Raw genomic sequence first — 19,635 nt, 5'->3', positions numbered from 1 at the left:
ACAGATGAGTCAATCCCATAAAACCCGTATAGCCCCCACTCCCAGCGGATACCTCCACGTAGGCAATGTATTGTCATTTGGCATTACTACCGCGCTTGCGCGTAAAAACGGGGCGACGGTTTTGCTACGGATAGATGATATGGACCGGGATCGGGTTAACGCCTTATACCTACAGGATATTTTTGATACACTGAATTACCTGGGGGTACCCTGGAACGAAGGCCCGGCAGATGTGGCGGATTTTGAACGTAGCTTTTCCCAGTTACACCGGATGCCATTGTACCGGGAAGCATTAAATCAATTGGTTCAAAATAAACTTGTATTTGCCTGTAACTGCACCCGCAGCCAACAACACCCTTGCACTTGTTTACAAAAGCATATTCCGCTATCAACCCCAAATGTAAGCTGGCGGCTAATTACCAATAATAATGATCCGATACGGATAAAAACATACAGCGGAACAACTGTTTCCGAAACCTTGCCCATCAGCATGCGCAATTTTGTGGTTAAAAAGAAAGATGGTTACCCCGCCTATCAGCTTACATCTGTTATTGACGATTTGCATTACGGCGTTGACCTTATTGTTCGCGGGCAGGATCTGTGGGCCTCCACCCTTGCACAACAACAGCTTGCAGAAGCCATGGGTAAAACCGGATTTAACAGGATCGCGTTTTGCCATCACCCACTAATTACCGATGTTACGGGCAGTAAACTGTCCAAATCGGCAGGTTCAATCTCTATTCAGTATCTGAAGCAGCAAGGTAAAAGCCCGGCAGAAATTTTTACAATGATAACCGCGATGATGGGTATTGCCGAAAAGGTTGATAGCTGGGAGGAGTTTGTGGAACAGCTGCCTATCGCAGGTTAAACTGCAACCCTATAATTTCCTTTACCTTTTCGCGGTTTTGTTTTGAAACGGGTATTCGTGTTTCATCGGCCATGAGCAAACTGCCGCCATCCTCCCGCAGCCAGCTTTTAATATAAGCCATATTGACCAGGTGCGATTGATGCACCCGTACAAAGCCGTGGTTAAGCAGCATAGTCGCGTATTCCTTTAATATTTTTGATACCAATATCTGTTCGCCATTGGCAAGTATAAAACGGGTGTAGGTATTATCGGCCTGGCAGCGCGTTATATCGCTGATGTTAAGGTAGCGGGTTTCGGCAAAAAGCGGCAGGGCTATCCTGGGTTGGGTCTTGTTGTTGTCTTTAAGATATTCCAATAAATAAGTTACACGTTGGTTGTCCTGTTTTTGGTTTATCGCTTTGCGTGCCTTGTTTACAGCGTTTTGAAGTTCATCAATATCAATGGGTTTAAGCAAGTAATCAAGCGCCGCGAATTTGATAGCTTGTATGCCGTATTGGTTATAGGCGGTTACAAAAATGAGTTCAAAATGAATCTGACCTAATTGGGTTAATAAATCAAACCCGGTTTGCTGGTGTAGTTGGATATCTAAAAATACCAGGTCGGGTTTGTAGCGGGCTATCGCTTTTATGGCATCATCAACGGTTTCGGCTACGGCGCAAACCTCCACATCGGGGCAATAGGCCTGCAGCAATTGCTGCAGGTTTTCAAGGTTTGATAATTCATCGTCTATCAATAGCGCTTTCATATGTTAAGCCAGTTTTTAAGTTCGATGGTGATATGGGTATTGCCTGTTTCCGAACTTTTATGCAGCAATATAGTCGATTTTTTGTATTGACTGTTTAGCAGTTTTATCCGCTCCTGGCAAAGCCGAAAACCCATGCCGGCAGTAGGTATGTTAGCAAAGCCGCCGCCGTTGTCCTCAACCGAAAGTAATAGGGAATTATTCTTTTTTTGGATACTAACATTGATGATACCATCGTGCTTTAAAGCGGATACACCATGCTTAACCGCGTTTTCAATAAACGGCTGTAAAAGCATGGCCGGGATCTCGGTTTGCGGGTCTATATGTTCTTCATCGGCCTGTATAGTAAACTTAAAACCAAAGCGCATTTGCTCCATTTGCAGGTAGTCTTTAAGCAACGTCGTTTCGTGTTCAATGGTTACCAGTTCTTTATCGCTGTTATCAAGCACGTTGCGGGTAAGGCGGGCGAATCGGGCCAGGTATTTGTTGGCGTTTTCTACCTCGTTTTTGTTCATGAGGTTTTGAATACCTGCCAGGGCGTTAAAAATAAAGTGGGGGTTTAACTGCGCCCGTACCGATTTTAGCTGCAAGGCCACTATCTGCTGGTTTTGGCTCTCTTTAAAAAGCAGCCGCTTTTGTTGTGAACGGTAGAATATAAACACCACGCCCCCGGTTAAAACAATACCAAACACAATAAGCAACAAGAAACTTACCGGAACGGAGTGTGATACATTTAAAGGCGGCAATACGGTAAAGCTGATACTTTTTGCCAGGCCTCGTAAAAGAAATATAGGTTCGCCGCCATGGCGATGAATCTTTGGTGTAAAAGTTACCTGGTATTTTCCGGGCTGTTTCCAAAACTCTTTATACAGGCCAAATCTTACATTGGTTTCGCCCAGGTTGATGCTATCGGTTCGGCCATCTACTGTTCTTTTCAAAGAAACCTTATAGTTGTATGTTGAATGCGCGTTGGCGATATCAAAAGATATTCGTTGTATTGAATCTGCAAGGCGGACTTTGAGCTCCGATGCTGATGACGATGCTAAAAAATCCGTTTCCGGGGGAAAAAGGGGAACCATTTTTCCATTCCGCTTAACTAATATCGGTTTCTCTACAGGAAAAAGCCCCCGGGATAATAAGCCGTTATCTGGTAATGGCATGTTATAACTTAAATAATCAACTGTGGCGCTTAGCTTGGCGGCAACTACTTTACGCCAGTCGATGATGATCCCATCCTGTTCACGGTAGTTTTTAATATTGTAGATCTCTATTTTAAGTAATTGCTCGGGTTGGTAGTTAAAATTACCAAGGTAAGCATATTGAAATTTTCCATTGGCGGCAGTTCTGAATTGCGAGGGTACTGTCCACCCCACTAATTCGCGGTCATCGTTTTGAATTACGCGGTACAGATAATCCTTTGCATTTTGTGGGTTTACATCCTGGGCTATCAATTCTACATCAGCTTTGCCATCAATAATAACGCTGGTGGTTGTTTGGTATTTGCCCATGTCCCACAAGCCTTCGTATAATTCGGCTTTGCTCTTGAAGCGGATACCAAGGTTTTGCGCGCCCATATCATTCAATAAAAAATGCTCATGACCAAGCTGTATTAGCCGGTTAACTCTGTTAAAATAACTTCGCATCGCTGGGGTTAACACTGTTTTAGTGGTGTCAATAGGCCTGTTTTTATAAAATGCAATGTTTGGATGCGCAGCTCTCCATTGTGCCGGTTGTGCCTTGGCAACCATAAAGGCAAACAGGCAGGTGATTGTTAATAAGGTGGTTTTAAAAAAGACATTCATGGCGGTTAAAGTTAAGTTTTAAATCGGGCTAATTGATTTAAAGTTGCAGTTATCAGCGCCATTGGGCAACGTACAAACAGTAAGCGAACGGTACGGGTTAGTATTTGCCGGCATATAAGAAGCCAGTAAAATTGGAACTTAATTTATTAAGGTGACTTTGGATAGAAAAATCCCTTGAACTGGATAGTTACGATAAGGCTGATATTTGGGAGAGGGGGCGAAATATTTAGGGGTATCCAAAAAGCCAACCAGATTTTGGTATCCTGATTGGCTTTTCTGCAATACTAATCAGATCAAATTAATGCACATAAATCTGCTCTGCCCTGCTGGCTACTACTTCAGGCTGTTCTTTAAACATCTCAAACACACCGGTAACACAAACTGCTTTGCCCTTTATGTTAGGCAAATCCAACGTTACTTTATTGCCCTTTATCGCTATGGTATATTTTTGATGCGGGTAAACGCCGCCCATATTAAGCAGGGTTAAGGTATCGCTTACAATGCGTAATGATTTTACGGTATCGCAAAGGGTGCCGGTTTTGCCCAGTTTGCTTTTAAAATCGGCAGCATCAAATTTATTTTGCGCTTTGGTTGTTGTGGCAAAAGCTACAAGGGCAAAAGCAAGCATGAATAGTTTTTTCATTTGTTGGTGATGTTATCTATACAACAAAGCTAATCATCGTTTTTATCTATTTGAACAGCGGGAATATCATCATCAAGATTTAATGTAAAGGCCGATTCTGATGCCCTTGTCGCGGCGTCAATGGCAGCGGTATCCGCTTCGTCGGTGTTCAGTCGTTCGTTGCCTGTGTCCTGGCCTTCGTTTTGTTCGTATTCGTTTCCGGGATCTCTTTCGTCCTGGTTATCATCAAGATTTGGGTTTTCTGGTAGTGGCATGATTTTTAAGTTTTAATGTACAGTTATAACCCGTCAAAACACGGGTTGTTTTAATATTACACGGTATGACATTTAAAACAGGTAAAGAACAGAACCCGGCACCATTGTCATGTTGTTAATACAACGGTATAGTAAAGCTTTTTTCACGCATAATCTGTATTTTTACCCCGTATGTCAACCCGTAACAAACTTTATTTTGCTTCAGATTTTCATTTAGGTGCAGGGGCACTTGCCAGCAGCCGGGAACGCGAAGACAGGATAATCCGCTGGCTTGACAGTATCAAAGAAGATGCCGCCGAGTTGTTTTTAATGGGCGATGTGTTTGACTTTTGGTTTGAATATAAAACCGTTGTGCCGCGCGGCTACATCCGGTTTTTGGGTAAACTGGCCCAACTTACCGATAGCGGCGTAAAGCTTTACCTTTTTAAAGGCAACCACGATATGTGGATGTTTAATTACTTTGAAAAGGAATTAGGGGCCACCATTATTAGCGACGAGTTAAAGATAGAACGTAACGGTAAAAAGTTTTTTCTGCACCATGGCGATGGTCTTGGTCCGGGGGATGGTTTTTACAAGGTGCTTAAAAACTTTTTTCGCAGCGGGTTTTGCCAATGGCTGTTTGCCCGTATCCACCCTAATTTTGGTGTGGGACTGGCCAACTATTGGTCGAGCCATAGCCGCATAGCCAATTCAAAAAAAGAAAATCATAAGCCCCACGAGCAAGAATGGCTGGTTACTTTTTGTAAAGAAGAACTGAAAACCAATTTTTATGATTACCTCATTTTTGGCCACCGCCATTTGCCATTAGATATACAGCTTACCCCCCAAAGCCGCTACATTAACCTTGGTGAATGGATCAACTATAACAGTTACGCGGTGTTTGACGGGGAAGAGTTGAAACTGGAGTATTTTGAGAAGGTTCATGGTTCATAGATCATGGTTCATGGTGCTGTTTTATGATTCATGAGTTAACTGCTCACCCTGGCTATGAACCATGAACTACAAGAAACATCTTACAATCCACTGAAAAAATATATGCCCGAAAATGCGTACTTTTGTGCGTTTTTTAAAGCAAGCCTGTAAACCGACAGAAAACTAACACCTTCCTGGGCCGGACCAACGTTAATTAAAGCTGCTTTGATTAACCTTTGAACAATATAATATGTTAGAGAAATTAGAACTGATATTTCAACGTTGGAAAACCGTTGAAGGCGAATTGAGCAATCCTGAGGTTATGCAGGACATGAAGCGTTTTGCCCAGCTGAATAAAGAATATAAGGATTTAGCCAAGATTGTTGACGAGTATAATATTTACCGCAACATCATGAGCAATATCGACACCAATAAAAATATCCTGGCTAACGAGAAAGACGAAGAGTTTCGCGAAATGGCCAAAATGGAGCTTGACGAATTACTTACCCAGCAGGACGAAAAAGAAGAGCTGATCCGTTTAATGCTGATCCCTAAAGATCCGGAGGATTCAAAAAACGCGATGATCGAGATCCGTGGCGGTACAGGTGGCGACGAAGCCGCTTTATTTGCCGGCGATCTTTACCGCATGTATATGCGCTATTGCGAGCGTCGCGGCTGGAAAACCGAACTGGTTGACTATACCGAAGGCACCAGCGGTGGCTACAAAGAGATTGTATTTAACGTAAACGCCGAGGATGCTTACGGTAATTTAAAATACGAGTCGGGCGTGCACCGTGTACAACGTGTGCCGGATACCGAAACACAGGGCCGTGTACATACCTCAGCAGCTTCTGTGGTGGTATTGCCCGAAGTTGATGAGTTTGATATTGATTTGCAGGTAAGCGATATCCGTAAGGATTTGTTTTGCGCATCTGGTCCGGGTGGTCAGTCGGTAAATACAACTTACTCGGCTGTAAGGTTAACCCACCTGCCTACTGGTATTGTGGCCCAATGTCAGGATCAAAAATCGCAGTTAAAAAACTACGATAAGGCTTTACAGGTACTACGTTCAAGGGTTTACGAAATGGAGCTGCAAAAGCACCTGGAAGAAACCTCCAAAAAACGTAAAACCATGGTATCAACCGGCGATAGATCGGCCAAGGTACGTACCTACAATTATCCACAAGGCCGTTTAACCGAGCACCGCATCGGCTTAACCATTTACAACCTGCCCGGTGTGCTAAACGGTGATCTGCAGGAAATTATGGAAGCCCTCCAATTTGCCGAAAACGCCGAGAAACTAAAAGAAGGAACAGTAGCGTAAGGGGTTTTGGAGCAAGGATTTTTGGAGTAAAGAACAAGGATATAGCGAAAGTATCGAAAGTATTGATCCTCATAATAGAAAAGAGCAAGGATAATATGTCCCTGCTCTTTTTTATTTTGTCGGTAAAAGATCTTTTATCCTTGTTCCCAAAATCTTTACTCCAGAAAAAAATCTTTACTCCCGGAATTCTTACTCCTTGCTCCAAAAGTCCTTGCTCCCAATCAAGGTTTTCCCGTAATCTTGGCCGATTGCTCTAATTCGCTGCTAATAGAGTCGTCGAAATAAAGGCGGTAGATCACCCAATCGTTTTTAGGTTTGTAAAACATAAAGGTGAACCGTAAAGGCTGGTTTTGGTGTTTCACCAGGTAGCTGTATAGTATCAGGCTGTTTGATGCTTTGCGTTGTACAATGAGCTCTTTTCCTGTATAGGCGCCAATAATGCTGCGGGTAGTATCAATTTTGGTGATTAGTTTTACCAGGCTGTTAGAGTCAATAAGCGGATTGGTTTTAAAAATATCCATCATCGCTTTGGTGGTACTCTCTTTATCGTAGCTTTTAAAGAACTTTTCAATAAGGATGGTAGGGCCGGTTACCACAGCGGCGGGAGCTTTGACCGTAGTGCTTGATGCCGTGGTGGTTGCCGGCTTGGTTTGGGCAAAAGTTTTGCTGCATATGGTGCAGGCGAGTGCTATCAAAACAAAGGCTTTGATGCCTTTAAAATGGGGGGTTTGCATGATGTTGGTATTTGTGTGCCTAAAATAGGTATTTTATACATAAAGGCGCTAATGAGCTGGTTTCAATTAACATATTTTGTGAATAATTCATTTTAGGTTGTCGTTAGGTAGGTGCTTTTTCAGAAAAGATATATAACGAAGTACTCATTCGTGTGTCATTGTTATACAATTGTTACGTTTAAAAGCTAAAATGTTAACAATTAGGCATTAAAAATAAAAACAATTGTATTTTATGCCTTTGTAAATGCAATTTTACTTGACTGTGGAATAGTTATTTGCTATTTTCGCAATAATGGCGTCAATAAAAAAAATACTTTTTGTATTCTTTTTTTTCCAGCTTGCAATAGCTGCATCTGCCGGTGCAGAAACAATTGTTAGCCATTACCAAAAATCGGGCAATAAGGCCGATGCCATCTCCCGCCTGCACCAAAACATCAATAACATTGTTGAACAACAGGAGGTTGACGACGATTCGCCCGGTGCCCCCGGCAAGGAAGGTAACCACGGCAGGGCTTATGTGAGATTTGTTCATAGCAGGCATAATAACTCTGTTGCCGCATTGCCCTTTCAACAAGTTGTAAAAAATAATATCGCCGCTACTTTAAAAGATGGCCCAGTTCAAAACGAGGTAATTAAAGCATCGTTGCCTGCCTATTATGGCTTTCTTTTCAGGCTCAGTCCGTTCTGATCTTTTTTCTCTGAAGCGATGTATAGTTCTATACATCTTGTATTACACCCCAAAACTTAATAACAGATGCATCCGGGCAGCTACCATGACCTGCATGTTTATTTAATGCTATCAGAAAAAAATGAGATCAATAAAATCAATATTGCCTTTGTTGGCAATTATTACCGCTATATATGTCACGGGCTGCACGTCAAAGGCGCAAACAGCCCAGGAAACCGCCGATACCCTGCAACTACCCGTATTAACACTGAGCACCCGTGATACCGTAATTCAAAAACCTTACGTTGCCGATATTCAGGCATTTAAAAACATCGAGATCCGGTCGCGGGTGCGCGGCTTTCTCGAAAAAATTTATGCCGATGAGGGGGCTACCGTAAAAAGAGGGCAATTGCTTTTTAAATTGAACGACCAGGAGTTTAAAGTAAACCTTACCAAAGCCAAAGCGGCGCTCAGTAATGCCACAGCCGATGCCAAAGCCACCGCGCTTGAAGTAGACAGGGTTAAACTATTGGTTGATAAAAAGGTGATTTCCAAATCGGAACTGGAAGTTGCCCAATCAAAGTTAAGTGCCGATAAAGCTACCATTGAAGAGGCCCAATCAATGGTGCAAAGCGCCGAAGACCAGTTGGCTTATACCTATATACACGCGCCATTTGATGGTATTATTGACAGGATTCCCCTAAAATCGGGTAGTTTAATTGATGAGGGTACATTGCTTACTAGCTTATCAGATATCAGTTCAATGTATGCCTATTTCAGTTTTCCCGAAAATGAGTATCTGCAATATGTGCGGAAACGCAAAACCGCGCCCGGTAAAACAAGCGATAAAGTAAAATTAGTTTTAGCCGATGGCCTTGATTTTCCTTATGAGGGCGAAATTGAAACCGTGGAGGCCGAAATTGATCAGAAAACAGGATCAATCAACTTCAGGGCGCGTTTCCCCAATCCTCAAAATTTATTGAAACATGGTGCTACCGGTAAGCTTTATATATCAACCAAGGCCGATAACGTGATCATGATTCCGCAGCAATCGGTATTTGATATTCAGGATAAAAGCTATGTGTATACAGTTGATCAAAGCAACAAGCTGCACATGCATGCTTTCACAACGCAAAGCCGCCTCTCTACCTGGTATATTGTGAAGGATGGATTAAAGGCCGGCGACCGTATTTTAATGGAGGGAACCCAAAATGTACATGATGGCATGACCATAGTGCCAAAGAAACCCGCGAAGGATTCTATGTTGGCTATGAAATAACAGCCGCAAACTTCTTCACAAATTGGGCGCTTTTAAATTGGTGCCCCAGGTTTATTGTACACTTATCTCTCAACGCCATGTTTGAAACTTTTATAAAGCGACCGGTGCTGTCGCTTGTTATATCTTTAATAATTACCCTGTTGGGTGTGTTGGCCTTAATTACTTTGCCGGTAACCCAGTTTCCTGATATTGTGCCGCCATCGGTAACCGTAACGGCCAATTACACCGGTGCCAATGCCGAAGTATGCGCCAAAGCTGTGGCTACCCCGCTTGAACGCGCCATTAATGGCGTGCCCGGCATGACTTACATGACCACCGTTTGTAGTAACGATGGCCTTACAGTGATTCAGATTTATTTTAATGTGGGGGTTGATCCCGATCAGGCCGCTGTGAACGTGCAGGGGCGTGTGGCAACCATTATTGATGAAATGCCTGAAGAGGTTATCAAAGCGGGGGTTACTACCGAAAAAGAAGTGAACAGTATGCTCATGTACCTTAACATCATGAGCGAGGACACCTCAATGGACGAAAAGTTTATTTACAACTTTACCGACATCAACGTACTGCAGGAACTTAAACGTATTGACGGCGTAGGCCGGGCCGAAATTATGGGCGCCAAGGAATACGCCATGCGTGTTTGGTTGAAGCCCGACCGGATGATGGCCTACAAAGTATCTACCGATGATGTGATTGAAGCCATCCGCGCGCAAAACGTGGAAGCCGCGCCGGGTAAAACCGGGCAAAGCTCAGATAAATCGCCACAGGTATTGCAATATGTATTGCGCTATCCCGGCAAGTTTTTTGAACCCAAACAATATGAAGATATTGTGATCAGGGCCGAAGATGGTGGCTCTGTTTTAAAACTGAAAGAAGTTGCCGATGTTGAGTTTGGCGCGCTTACCTACAGCATGGTATCTAATACCGATGGCAAGCCTTCAGCATCTATCATGATAAAACAACGCCCCGGCTCAAATGCCAGGGATGTAATCAACAACATTAAAACCCGCATGGCCGAGCTTCAGAAAAGTTCGTTCCCGGCAGGGATGACCTATAATGTAAATTATGATGTATCACGCTTTTTGGATGCTTCCATCCACGAAGTATTGCGCACATTGGTTGAAGCCTTTTTGCTGGTATTTGTGGTGGTTTTTATCTTTTTACAGGATTTTAGGTCTACGCTTATTCCCGCGTTGGCTGTCCCGGTGGCATTGATCGGATCGCTGTTCTTTATGCAATTGCTGGGCTTCTCCATTAACCTGCTTACGCTGTTTGCGTTGGTGCTGGCCATTGGTATCGTTGTAGATAACGCTATTGTGGTGGTAGAGGCCGTGCACGTAAAAATGACCGAGCAGCATATGAATGCCATGGACGCCACCATTAGCGCCATGAAAGAAATTAGTGGCGCTATTGTGGCCATTACGCTGGTGATGTCGGCAGTGTTTGTGCCGGTGGCCTTTATGTCGGGACCGGTTGGCGTATTTTACCGGCAGTTTTCTTTAACATTGGCTATAGCTATTGTGATATCGGGCGTAAACGCTTTGACACTTACCCCTGCCCTTTGTGCCATTATGCTGAAGCATAATCCCGCTCCTAAAAAGAAAAATCTAACACAGCGCTTTTTCGCGGGCTTTAATAAACGGTACGATGGCTTGCAAAACAAGTATTCTACCTTTATGACTTTTCTATCGCCCAGGAAAGGAATCACCATAATTTTACTGCTGGCTTTTTTTGTACTTACCTGGGGTACCAGCGCCATATTGCCAACAGGCTTTATTCCAACCGAAGACCAGGGAATGCTTTACGTAAACGTAACCACCCCGGCGGGTGCCACTGTTGAGCGTACCGAACAGGTTTTAAAAGAGATAGAAAGCAAAGCCCGGTCAATAAAGTCTATCGAATCGGTATCAACCCTATCTGGCTATAGTTTGGTGAATGAGATAGCCGGGGCATCCTATGGTATGGCCATGATCAACCTGAAACCCTGGGATGAGCGTAAGGAATCGTTAGATGATATTATAGCTGATTTAACCGCTAAAACCAAAAACATAGGTGATGCATCAATCCAATACTTTCCGCCGCCTACTGTACCGGGTTTTGGTAACTCCAGCGGTTTCGAGATCAGGGTGCTTGACCGTAGCGGCCAGGGCGATCTGCAAAAGGCAGCCAAAGTAACCAAGGATTTTGTGGACGCGCTGAATGCCTCGCCCGAGATTTCGGGAGCATTTACCAGTTTCGATCCTAATTTTCCGCAGTATATGATCTCTGTTGATCAGCAAACGGCGGCTCAAAAAGGCATCACGGTTGATAAGGCGATGTCGACCCTGCAAACGTTGATGGGGAGTTTTTACGCCTCCAACTTTATTCGCTTTGGGCAAATGTATAAGGTGATGGTGCAAGCCTCGCCAGAGTATCGATCCCAACCCGAGGATGTGTTAAACCTGCAGGTAAAGAATGACAAAGGCGAAATGGTGCCCTTTTCCACCTTCATCAAAATGGAAAAGGTATTTGGTCCCGAACAGCTAACCCGCTACAATATGTATACATCGGCCATGATCACCGGCGATGCGGCCAAAGGCTTTAGCAGCGGCGACGCTAATGCGGCCATTGAACGGATTGCCGCCCAAAAGCTGCCGAAAGGTTATGCTTTTGAATGGTCGGGCATGACGCGGGAGCAAATCTTATCGGGCAACCAGGCCATCTATATATTTGCCATTTGTTTACTGTTTGTATACCTGTTGCTGGCCGCGCAGTATGAAAGCTTCCTGCTGCCGCTATCGGTAATACTATCGCTGCCTACAGGGATCTTTGGTGCGTTCTTTTTCCTTAAAATAACCGGACTCGAAAACAACATCTACGCCCAGGTGGCCCTGGTGATGCTGATTGGCTTGTTGGGTAAAAACGCCATCCTGATTGTGGAGTTTGCCATCCAAAGGCAAAAGGAGGGGTTATCAATTGTTAAAGCCGCTATTGAAGGCGCGGTATCACGCTTAAGGCCAATTTTGATGACCTCACTGGCGTTTATTGCCGGCTTGATTCCCTTATGCCTTGCCGACGGTGCAGGTGCGATGGGTAACCGATCAATAGGTACTGCCGCCGCCGGGGGGATGCTTTTAGGCACCATTTTCGGGCTGATCCTTATCCCGGGCTTGTACGTCATTTTTGCCGGTATAGCCGAGACCAATAAAAAGCCAAAGCAACCTGTTGCAGAGGCCGAACCTCATTTAGAAATTGCTCATTAATAATACCAACATGCTTAAAAAAGCTCATTTATATATATTCCCTTCCGCCCTGGCTTTGATTTTAGCAGCCGGTTGTAAAAGTTATAAACCGGTCACGGCACAGGAGGCTGCAAGCAGTTTGCCGGCCTCATTTAATGGTGGTACAGATACAACTACGGCCGCGGTATTGCCCGTTAGCCAGTTTTTTGCCGATAAAAGGCTGGTTAACCTTATTGATACCGCGCTTAAGGCCAATCCCGATATTCTTACCGCCCTGCAACGTGTAGAAGCATCGCGCAGCAACTTACGCTTTAACGCGGCTAAATTATTGCCAACTATAAACCTGGCGGCCAATGCAGGCCTGGAAAAATATGGCGACTACACTCAAAACGGTGTTGGTAATTACGATACCAATTTTTCGCAAAACATTAACGATAAGCAGCATATCCCCAACCCTACGCCAAACTATTTCCTGGGTTTTCAAAGCTCATGGGAGGTTGATTTGTGGGGTAAGCTCAGCAATCAAAAAAAGGCGGCATACGCCCGCTTCCTGGCAAGCCAAAGCGGGTACAGGTTGGTAACCACCGCACTCACGGCGCAAATAGCAGGCTTGTACTATCAATTGCTTGCGCTGGATACTGAGCTGGGCATCATTAAAAAGAATATTAATTTACAGAATAACGCGCTGGAGATAGTAAAGATCCAAAAATTGGGTGGCCGCGCTACGGAGTTGGCCGTGCAGCAATTTGAGGCGCAGCTGATGCGCACCAGGGGATTGGAGTACACGACCATTCAGCAGGTTACCGAAACAGAAAATCAGCTCAAATTTTTAACCGGAAGTTTTACAGGAAAGGTAGCCAGGGATACTTCCATCATGTCTATCAAGCTACCTTCGGTGCTTGGCGCGGGGGTGCCATCGCAAATGCTGCTTAACCGGCCGGATATTAAAGCCGCTGAATTAGAACTAACCGCCATGAATGCCGATATTAAGGCCGCCAGGGCTAACTTTTTCCCTACGCTTACCTTAACGCCGTATGTGGGGTATAATAGTTTTAACGCGGGCTTACTGTTTAATCCGGCCTCGTTTACGTACGGGTTGATAGGTGGCCTTACCGCTCCTATATTTAACCGCAAAGGCATCAAGGCCGAATATGAGCGCACCATTGCCGAAGAAAAGATAGCGGTGTACAATTATCAGAAAACCATTCTATCGGGTTTCCAGGAGGTTAATAACAATTTAAGCGGCATCAATAATTATAACCAGGCTTTTGAATTTAAGCGGCGGGAGTTACTTGCGCTCAATAACGCGCTTTCGGTAGCCAACGATTTGTACGTTGTTGGCCGTGCCAATTACCTGGAGATCATTACCGCGCAACGAAGCGTACTGGATGCCGAACTGGAGCTGGCTAATATTAAACGCAACATCTTCCTGAGTTCGGTTAATTTATACCAGGCTGTTGGTGGCGGATGGAGATAGGAATAGTATTTGCTTTTTACTAGACCAAAGCGAGACTTACGAAGTTTCAAAAACTTCGTAAGTCTTTAGTATGCAGGCCTTAAAACAAAAGCGCCCGATAACTTACCGGGCGCTTTGAATATGTTTTAAATTTTACAACCTACAGAAATCCTGTTTATCTGTAAAATCCTTAAACCGTGTTGTTATTTAGCAACGTACATTACTTCTTTAACCGCTTTAACAACTCTATCTGCATTTGGCAGGTACTCTTGTATTAAAGTAGGCGCGTAAGGCAAAGGAACGTCGCCGCCCATAATACGCAGGATAGGCGCGTCAAGGTAATCAAAAGCGTCTTTTTGTACTTTAAATGCAACTTCTGTAGCAATTGAACCTAAAGGCCAGCTTTCTTCAATAATTACCAAACGGTTGGTTTTTTTAACCGATTCAATAACTGTAGGATAGTCAATAGGACGAACAGTGCGTAAGTCGATCACTTCGGCGCTGATACCTTCTTTTGCAAGTTCGGCAGCAGCGGCTATAACCACTTTCATAATTTTACCAAAACCTACCAAAGTAACGTCGCTACCTTCAGATACTACTTTAGCTTTACCCAAGGGTATATAGTAAGTTTCTTCAGGAACTTCGCCTTTATCGCCGTACATCAATTCAGACTCCATGAAAATAACCGGGTCCGGATCAAGTATCGCTGATTTTAATAAGCCTTTTGCATCATAAGGGTTTGATGGAACAACCACTTTTAAGCCTGGGCAGTTGGCATACCAGTTTTCAAAACACTGTGAGTGTTGTGAGCTAAGCATACCCGCGTTACCGGTTGGACCACGGAAAACGATTGGTACAGAAAACTGACCGCCACTCATTGACATGATTTTGGCAGCGCCGTTGATGATCTGGTCAATAGCCACTAACGAAAAGTTAAAGGTCATGAACTCGATGATAGGGCGTAAGCCATTCATGGCCGAGCCAATGCCTATACCGGCAAAGCCTAATTCAGAGATGGGCGTATCAATAACGCGTTTAGCACCAAACTCATCAAGCATACCCTGGCTTACTTTGTAGGCGCCGTTGTATTCGGCAACCTCTTCACCCATCAGGTATATATTTCCGTCGTTGCGCATTTCTTCGACCATGGCCTCACGTAGCGCTTCTCTGAATTGTATTTCTCTCATTATATTATATCAATATGATGTTTTTTGCGAACGCAAATATAAACACTAATGTGTTAAATGCAATTGTACCCTTTACACTTTGCGTTTTAATACAGATATTTTACAAAATGTGGTTACATTGCCGGTATAAACCTGCGCCACAATGAAATTTCCATCCATAAAAACACTTGCCGAAGGCTTTTTATCCACGCTAAAACGTTACCCCTTTGAATTACTGTTTGCCATTGCAGGTACCATTGCCGGAACTATTGAGGTAGAATTGAAGCATTTGAACCGGATAGATGAGGGCTGGCTAATGCGGATGGTAATGACGGCCAACCTCGGCTTGTTGCTTAGCCTATCAGCAACACTGTTTACACAAAGCAGATCGATGCTAAAAGGTAAAGCGCTTACTGTTAAGCTTATCGCCGCTGTTTTTGCGTGTTCACTAATTTTTATTATCGATCCTACCGCCCGCGAGGCAGATTATATTCGCTTTTTCCTGCTATGCCTGGCCTTTCACCTGCTGGTAGCTTTTGCAGCTTTTACTAGTAAGGGGCAGGTAAACGGTTTTTGGCAGTTTAATAAAACCTTGTTTTTGCGTTTTTTAACCAGCGTTTTGTACGGTGTGGTATTGTTTTTAGGCATTGCCGCCGCGATAGGTGCCACTAACTTTTTATTCAACTTCAAATTTGAGTGGGATACCTATGCCATATTATGGGTATGGATAGCGGGCATGTTTACTACCACTTTCTTTTTGGCCGGTGTTCCGGTTAATCCACAAGCTCTTGATGAAGACGTAAGTTATCCCAAAGGCCTCAAAATATTTACACAATATGTGCTCATTCCGTTATCAACCATTTACGTGGCCATTCTGCTGGCGTATGAAATTAAAATATTGGTACAATGGAGCCTGCCCAAAGGATTGGTGTCTGACCTGATATTAAGCTATGCCGTATTTGGTATACTCTCCTTATTGCTTGTTTACCCCATCAGGGAGCAAGACGGTAATAAATGGCTCAAAACCTATGCCCGTAGTTTTTACTTTTTGATAGTGCCGCTGTTGGTGTTACTATTTGTTGCAGTTGGTGCAAGGGTATTTAAGTATGGCATTACAGAATGGCGCTATTTTATAATGGCTTTGGCGTGTTGGCTATTGTTTATATCGATTTACTTTTTGGCATTTAAAAAGCAAAATATAAAGCTGATACCGATATCCCTGTGCATGCTTACGTTGTTATCTGTATACGGGCCGCAAAGCGCGTTCACGGTTTCTATGTATTCGCAAAGGAGGATTATTGTTAAGTTTTTTGAAAAAAATAATGCGATAAAAAACGACAAATTTACTGTTGTTGATAGCACTAAGGTTACCGTAAAGGATGGTAGCGCTGCTGTTGCAGCGTTGCAGTATTTTATTGATAAGTATGATCTTACAGCATTACAACCTTATTTTAATAAAAATCTGGAAGCAGTATCTGACTCATTAGGGAAGCTAAGACATAAAGAATTTCCAATGACAGGTTTGTACAGCCGCTATGAGTTTCGCGAATTGAAATATGAGTGGGCTAAAACCCACCTGGGACTTGGACATTTTGAGCCTTATTATTTTGCGACTGATTCTGTAGAAAAAATTAATGACGACTATGAATTTAACATAGCCTCATCTGTCAGAGATATTAAAGGGTATGATTTTGATTTTAGTCCCGGTTATACGGTTGATAGCCTTGACGATAACCAAAATTTAATAACGTTTAAACATCGTACTCTTTTAAATAAAGTGTGTTTTTTAACGATAAATAAGGAAACCTTTAGGTTTGATCCTACAGACGTTATTAATAAAATATTTATCGACCCTAAAACGCTGGGAAAATACAAGCCCCCGGTAAAAGACTACATGGGCGTTTATAAAATGCCGGCTGATCTTTTGTCGCTCACGCAACAGGGTAAGGGGTTTGAAGTAAAGTTTCAGATAGAAAACACGCGGTTTTCAAAATTAAAAGGGAAAAAGCCCAAGTTCATGTTCATAACCTTTAGCTATTACATAAAGCGAAAATAAATCAATAAAAAGGGCGACAGGTTTACCCATCGCTTTTTTTATATTACTTAAGTGCTATTAATTCACCCTAATCACAACCGGCTCCAACTGAATATCTTTAACAGATTTAGCCATGCGTTTAATAAAGATATAATTGGTAGTGCCGCCAATAACGGCCCCTACTACGGGCACCAACCGTTCGGCAGTGCGCACACCTAAATTGAGGATTACTTTTTCGGCAATGCTTTCCATCATGGTTTTGGTGATGGCTACGCCAGTTTCTACTTTAAAGGATATCGCTACCATTTTCATGAACTCATCGAAGCCCATTTGGTAACTGCCCCGGTTATAGTACATAATAGCCATAGTAACCCTAAATTGCTGGGTTATCAGGTTTACCATATCTACCGGCATGCCTACTACCATGGTTAAAATGCCTCCACTGCCGGATATAGCCCCGGTACCGGCGGCCATGATTGCGCATTGATTAATAAATTTATCTAAACCAAGCTTATCAACACCATTTTTAATTTTTAGCTGGTCTATATGGTCAAATACCTGTTTAAAGCCATCATGGGCAAGGTGATCTGAGTATTGTTTTATATCGGTGCCTATTTGTTTTAATGATTTCATGGTATGGGCAATTAATTTACGTAAGCCTTATTGACCTCATATATAGTTAGCTATTCCCGTGCCAGTTTATTGGGGTAGTAAAAATGGCGGTTATATCGTCGCCCTTTTGTAATTAAGCGGCGGCTTAAAAAGGTAACTGTGTAAGTTTCATGCATGTTTAGTAAATTTGAAGCTTTATTAAAAATATACAGTTCAGTTGAAAAATAACATTCTTATTGTTGATGATGTGCACCCCATTTTTATGGAAATTGCACAAGCTAAAGGGTATTCCTGCGATTATCGCCCAACTATAAAAACCGAAGAAGTAATGCAGATCATCGGCGATTATACCGGTTTGGTGATCCGCTCCAAATTCCAGGTTGATAAGGCGGTTTTTGATATCGCCACCAACCTGCAGTTTGTTTGCCGGGCGGGTGCCGGTATGGATAATATCGACGAAGCCTATGCCGCGCAAAAAGGTATCCAATTAATTAACGCGCCCGAAGGTAATTCCGACGCGGTGGGCGAGCACGCTGTAGGATTGCTGCTTTCATTAATGAATAATTTTAATCGTGGCGATTTTGAGATAAGAAATGGCAAATGGGAGCGTGAAGGCAACCGTGGCTACGAATTGAAAGGTAAAACGGTAGGCATCATCGGTTATGGCCACATGGGGCATAGCTTCGCCCGCAAACTATCAGGTTTCCAGGTTGATGTTATCGCTTTCGATAAATATAAAACCGGTTTTAGTGACCGCTATGCCCGCGAAGTAAGCATGGAGCAAATTGTAAAACTAAGCGATGTGGTAAGTGTACACGTCCCACTCACCAATGAAACCAATGGACTGGTAGATGACGACTACCTGTTTTATTTTAAAAAGCCCATATTTTTCATCAACACTTCCCGCGGTAAAACAGCCAAAGTAAGCTCGGTATTAAAAGCCATAAAAGAAGGCAAAGTTTTAGGTGCCGGACTTGATGTATTGGAAGTAGAAAAATTTCCTACCTTGGCCGAGCAGGCCTGGTACGAAGAATTACGCCAAAGCGGCAAAGTGATCCTGAGCCCCCACGTAGCCGGCTGGACGTTTGACTCCTACCGCAAAATAAGCGAAGTGATGGCGGAGAAGTTGGTTGGGCTGCAATAATGTGCAGATTTCAGGTGTGCAAATATGCAGATGATGCCCAATATTAATGATGATTTAGATAGTTTTTTAAGCATTTGACATCTGTAATTTGAAATCTGCACATCTAAATAAATTTGCATATTAAAACTTAATTCCCTTATCTTCGTTTTAATCAAAGCAAGACTATGTGGCACAGGCCTTATAGTCTTGTTTGTTTTTATAGTCATTGCGTCCTTCTTAAAAAAGGGAGGGCGGTTTTTTTTGGTACGACCAATAGAATAAACAGAAAATAAATTACGTGTTATGGCAGAGGTATCATACTTTACCAAAGATGGTTTAGAGAAATTAAAAGAAGAGTTACAACGGTTAAAAACAACCGGGCGCGCGGATATATCAAAACAAATTGCCGAGGCGCGCGATAAAGGCGATTTATCTGAAAACGCCGAATACGATGCCGCCAAAGAAGCGCAGGGCTTGCACGAAGCCAAAATAGCCCAGATGCAGGAAACCCTTGCCAATGCCCGTTTATTAGATGAATCTAAATTAGATACATCTAAGGTTTTGGCATTATCGATAGTGAAAATTAAAAACCTAAAAAACGGCGCTACCATGAGCTACCAACTGGTGGCCGAAAGTGAAGCCGATATGAAAACCGGGAAAATATCTGTGGCATCGCCAATCGCCAAAGGCTTGTTAGGCAAAAAAGTAGGCGAAAAAATTGAAATTACCGTACCAGCCGGCAAAATCGAGTTTGAAATACTGGAAGTAAGCCGGTAATTTGATTTGAAAAAACAAACGTC

At 43.2% G+C, this 19,635-nt stretch carries 17 protein-coding genes; 10 read left to right on the top strand and 7 right to left on the bottom strand.

Features of this window, described 5'->3' with window-relative positions:
- The first annotated feature begins 4 nt into the window (after positions 1-4).
- Positions 5-868: a glutamate--tRNA ligase family protein gene (locus QWZ17_RS21805; RefSeq protein WP_290307434.1), complete on the top strand. Its 864-nt coding sequence runs from the start codon at positions 5-7 to the stop codon at positions 866-868.
- On the opposite strand, the gene QWZ17_RS21800 is transcribed toward QWZ17_RS21805, so the two are convergent.
- The 4 genes from QWZ17_RS21800 to QWZ17_RS21785 all read right to left on the bottom strand — a co-directional run bounded on the left by QWZ17_RS21800 (position 855) and on the right by QWZ17_RS21785 (position 4,309).
- Entirely contained in the window at positions 855-1,613 is a 759-nt protein-coding gene (locus QWZ17_RS21800) for a LytR/AlgR family response regulator transcription factor (protein WP_290307433.1), read from the bottom strand. The genes QWZ17_RS21805 and QWZ17_RS21800 overlap by 14 nt on opposite strands.
- Positions 1,610-3,412, bottom strand: coding sequence for a sensor histidine kinase (locus QWZ17_RS21795; RefSeq protein ID WP_290307432.1), 1,803 nt, complete (start codon positions 3,410-3,412; stop codon positions 1,610-1,612). The genes QWZ17_RS21800 and QWZ17_RS21795 overlap by 4 nt, the downstream gene beginning before the upstream one ends.
- A 298-nt stretch (positions 3,413-3,710) precedes the next feature.
- Positions 3,711-4,055, bottom strand: coding sequence for a hypothetical protein (locus QWZ17_RS21790; protein WP_290307431.1), 345 nt, complete (start codon positions 4,053-4,055; stop codon positions 3,711-3,713).
- A gap of 29 nt (positions 4,056-4,084) precedes the next feature.
- Complete coding sequence (locus tag QWZ17_RS21785) at positions 4,085-4,309, bottom strand: hypothetical protein (protein ID WP_290307430.1); 225 nt, start codon at positions 4,307-4,309, stop codon at positions 4,085-4,087.
- A gap of 171 nt (positions 4,310-4,480) precedes the next feature.
- On the opposite strand from QWZ17_RS21785, the gene QWZ17_RS21780 reads away from it, so the two are divergent.
- Together QWZ17_RS21780 and prfA are read left to right on the top strand one after the other, a co-directional pair.
- Positions 4,481-5,242 carry a UDP-2,3-diacylglucosamine diphosphatase gene (locus QWZ17_RS21780; protein ID WP_290307429.1) on the top strand — a complete coding sequence of 254 codons (762 nt, stop codon included), beginning with the start codon at positions 4,481-4,483 and terminating at the stop codon, positions 5,240-5,242.
- 229 nt (positions 5,243-5,471) lie between these two features.
- Complete coding sequence (prfA, locus tag QWZ17_RS21775; RefSeq protein WP_290307428.1) at positions 5,472-6,545, top strand: peptide chain release factor 1; 1,074 nt, start codon at positions 5,472-5,474, stop codon at positions 6,543-6,545.
- A 221-nt stretch (positions 6,546-6,766) separates the two neighbouring features.
- Here the strand turns inward: prfA and QWZ17_RS21770 are convergent, their stop codons facing one another.
- A complete protein-coding gene (locus QWZ17_RS21770) occupies positions 6,767-7,279 on the bottom strand; it encodes a hypothetical protein (protein ID WP_290307427.1) in 513 nt (170 codons plus the stop codon).
- A gap of 292 nt (positions 7,280-7,571) precedes the next feature.
- On the opposite strand from QWZ17_RS21770, the gene QWZ17_RS21765 reads away from it, so the two are divergent.
- The 4 genes from QWZ17_RS21765 (at position 7,572) to QWZ17_RS21750 (ending at position 13,920) form a co-directional block, all read left to right on the top strand.
- Positions 7,572-7,967, top strand: a complete 396-nt coding sequence (locus QWZ17_RS21765) for a hypothetical protein (protein WP_290307426.1) — start codon at positions 7,572-7,574, stop codon at positions 7,965-7,967.
- 121 nt (positions 7,968-8,088) lie between these two features.
- Positions 8,089-9,225 carry an efflux RND transporter periplasmic adaptor subunit gene (locus tag QWZ17_RS21760; protein WP_290307425.1) on the top strand — a complete coding sequence of 379 codons (1,137 nt, stop codon included), beginning with the start codon at positions 8,089-8,091 and terminating at the stop codon, positions 9,223-9,225.
- 77 nt (positions 9,226-9,302) lie between these two features.
- The gene (locus QWZ17_RS21755) at positions 9,303-12,464 is read left to right on the top strand and encodes an efflux RND transporter permease subunit (RefSeq protein ID WP_290307424.1); all 3,162 of its coding nucleotides are present in this window, start codon (positions 9,303-9,305) and stop codon (positions 12,462-12,464) included.
- 10 nt (positions 12,465-12,474) lie between these two features.
- Positions 12,475-13,920, top strand: a complete 1,446-nt coding sequence (locus QWZ17_RS21750) for a TolC family protein (RefSeq protein ID WP_290307423.1) — start codon at positions 12,475-12,477, stop codon at positions 13,918-13,920.
- Between the two features lie 182 nt (positions 13,921-14,102).
- Here QWZ17_RS21750 and QWZ17_RS21745 read toward each other — a convergent pair whose 3' ends face one another.
- Positions 14,103-15,086: a pyruvate dehydrogenase complex E1 component subunit beta gene (locus tag QWZ17_RS21745; protein ID WP_290307422.1), complete on the bottom strand. Its 984-nt coding sequence runs from the start codon at positions 15,084-15,086 to the stop codon at positions 14,103-14,105.
- 142 nt (positions 15,087-15,228) lie between these two features.
- Here QWZ17_RS21745 and QWZ17_RS21740 point away from each other — a divergent pair, with 142 nt between their 5' ends.
- A complete protein-coding gene (locus QWZ17_RS21740) occupies positions 15,229-17,121 on the top strand; it encodes a DUF4153 domain-containing protein (RefSeq protein ID WP_290307421.1) in 1,893 nt (630 codons plus the stop codon).
- A gap of 57 nt (positions 17,122-17,178) precedes the next feature.
- On the opposite strand, the gene QWZ17_RS21735 is transcribed toward QWZ17_RS21740, so the two are convergent.
- The gene (locus tag QWZ17_RS21735; RefSeq protein WP_290307420.1) at positions 17,179-17,733 is read right to left on the bottom strand and encodes a hypothetical protein; all 555 of its coding nucleotides are present in this window, start codon (positions 17,731-17,733) and stop codon (positions 17,179-17,181) included.
- A 196-nt stretch (positions 17,734-17,929) separates the two neighbouring features.
- On the opposite strand from QWZ17_RS21735, the gene QWZ17_RS21730 reads away from it, so the two are divergent.
- Both QWZ17_RS21730 and greA read left to right on the top strand, forming a co-directional pair.
- A complete protein-coding gene (locus QWZ17_RS21730) occupies positions 17,930-18,856 on the top strand; it encodes an NAD(P)-dependent oxidoreductase (RefSeq protein WP_290307419.1) in 927 nt (308 codons plus the stop codon).
- A gap of 282 nt (positions 18,857-19,138) precedes the next feature.
- A complete protein-coding gene (gene greA / locus QWZ17_RS21725) occupies positions 19,139-19,612 on the top strand; it encodes a transcription elongation factor GreA (protein ID WP_290307418.1) in 474 nt (157 codons plus the stop codon).
- Positions 19,613-19,635: the final 23 nt, after the last annotated feature.

The sequence above is a fragment of the Mucilaginibacter flavus genome (assembly GCF_030409315.1).
Lineage (GTDB): Bacteria > Bacteroidota > Bacteroidia > Sphingobacteriales > Sphingobacteriaceae > Mucilaginibacter > Mucilaginibacter flavus.
This window is presented reverse-complemented; position numbering and strand designations above follow the sequence as displayed.

Excerpts from the sequence above, each read along its gene's own strand:
- QWZ17_RS21805 (WP_290307434.1), top strand. The coding sequence starts at position 5 with ATGAGTCAATCCCATAAAACCCGTATAGCCCCCACTCCCAGCGGATAC.
- QWZ17_RS21800 (WP_290307433.1), bottom strand. The coding sequence starts at position 1,613 with ATGAAAGCGCTATTGATAGACGATGAATTATCAAACCTTGAAAACCTG.
- QWZ17_RS21795 (WP_290307432.1), bottom strand. The coding sequence starts at position 3,412 with ATGAATGTCTTTTTTAAAACCACCTTATTAACAATCACCTGCCTGTTT.
- QWZ17_RS21790 (WP_290307431.1), bottom strand. The coding sequence starts at position 4,055 with ATGAAAAAACTATTCATGCTTGCTTTTGCCCTTGTAGCTTTTGCCACA.
- QWZ17_RS21785 (WP_290307430.1), bottom strand. The coding sequence starts at position 4,309 with ATGCCACTACCAGAAAACCCAAATCTTGATGATAACCAGGACGAAAGA.
- QWZ17_RS21780 (WP_290307429.1), top strand. The coding sequence starts at position 4,481 with ATGTCAACCCGTAACAAACTTTATTTTGCTTCAGATTTTCATTTAGGT.
- prfA (WP_290307428.1), top strand. The coding sequence starts at position 5,472 with ATGTTAGAGAAATTAGAACTGATATTTCAACGTTGGAAAACCGTTGAA.
- QWZ17_RS21770 (WP_290307427.1), bottom strand. The coding sequence starts at position 7,279 with ATGCAAACCCCCCATTTTAAAGGCATCAAAGCCTTTGTTTTGATAGCA.
- QWZ17_RS21765 (WP_290307426.1), top strand. The coding sequence starts at position 7,572 with ATGGCGTCAATAAAAAAAATACTTTTTGTATTCTTTTTTTTCCAGCTT.
- QWZ17_RS21760 (WP_290307425.1), top strand. The coding sequence starts at position 8,089 with ATGAGATCAATAAAATCAATATTGCCTTTGTTGGCAATTATTACCGCT.
- QWZ17_RS21755 (WP_290307424.1), top strand. The coding sequence starts at position 9,303 with ATGTTTGAAACTTTTATAAAGCGACCGGTGCTGTCGCTTGTTATATCT.
- QWZ17_RS21750 (WP_290307423.1), top strand. The coding sequence starts at position 12,475 with ATGCTTAAAAAAGCTCATTTATATATATTCCCTTCCGCCCTGGCTTTG.
- QWZ17_RS21745 (WP_290307422.1), bottom strand. The coding sequence starts at position 15,086 with ATGAGAGAAATACAATTCAGAGAAGCGCTACGTGAGGCCATGGTCGAA.
- QWZ17_RS21740 (WP_290307421.1), top strand. The coding sequence starts at position 15,229 with ATGAAATTTCCATCCATAAAAACACTTGCCGAAGGCTTTTTATCCACG.
- QWZ17_RS21735 (WP_290307420.1), bottom strand. The coding sequence starts at position 17,733 with ATGAAATCATTAAAACAAATAGGCACCGATATAAAACAATACTCAGAT.
- greA (WP_290307418.1), top strand. The coding sequence starts at position 19,139 with ATGGCAGAGGTATCATACTTTACCAAAGATGGTTTAGAGAAATTAAAA.